Source organism: Halorientalis brevis, assembly GCF_042678165.1.
Taxonomy (GTDB): Archaea; Halobacteriota; Halobacteria; order Halobacteriales; family Haloarculaceae; genus Halorientalis; species Halorientalis brevis.
The window spans coordinates 1-811 of record NZ_JBHUDJ010000017.1 but is presented as its reverse complement, the minus strand read 5'-3'; the positions used below and the strand labels follow the sequence as shown (position 1 = coordinate 811).

General features: G+C 59.3%; 1 protein-coding gene. It reads left to right on the top strand.

What is annotated here, in order from left to right:
- Positions 1-14 precede the first annotated feature (14 nt).
- Positions 15-811 (top strand): IS5 family transposase (locus tag ACFR9U_RS21315; RefSeq protein ID WP_379815122.1); only part of this gene is annotated, 797 nt, incomplete at its 3' end.

The following is an 811-nucleotide window of genomic DNA, read 5'->3' as shown; positions in this document are numbered from 1 at the left end:
AACCGCCGATGTCCATGTCGAAGATCTCCCGCTTCACGAGCAAAGTCGTTCAGTTAGCTAAAAATGCTGTTGGTGGCCGAGGCGAAGTCGCCGCCCCCGAAAGGGGTGGCGGCTTCGCCGAATATGCGGTTGTGTCGCTCCATTGTCTTCGGGTTTACCTGGAGAAGTCCTACCGGGAAGCCCTTGATCTGCTGAGCGAGATGCCACATATACTCGGGGAGATCGGCCTCGAGGCGGCCGATCTCCCGCATCACTCGACGCTAGTGAAGTGGTTTGACAGGATCAAGACAGCACTCTGGCGAGTGCTGCTGCGCCTGTCGGCGCAGCTGCACGACCCGAGCGGTCACGCCGCGATCGACGCGACGTTCTTTGACCGCGAAAACGCCAGCAAACACTACTGTCGGCGGACGAATTACCGCGTTCAAACGCTCAAAACAACCGCTCTCGTGGACACAGAGAATCACGCGATTCTGGACGTTCACTGTACGACCGAGAAAACGCACGACACACAGCTCGGCTGGCAGGTCGCCCGCCGCAACACGGGCGACCTCGCCAGCCTCGCCGCCGACAAAGGCTACGACTGGATGGAGTTACGCGAGAAACTCCGCGAAGAAGGCGTGAGACCGCTAATCAAACATCGTGAGTTCCGGCCCATCGATCACGCGCACAATGCGCGGATCGATGGGCCTCTGTACCGCAAACGAGCGATGTGTGAGAGCGTCTTCTCGACGATTAAGCGCACGCTCGGCGACGCCGTGCGTGCGCGAACCTGGTACGGTGAATTTCGAGAACTCGTTTTGATGTGTGCGGT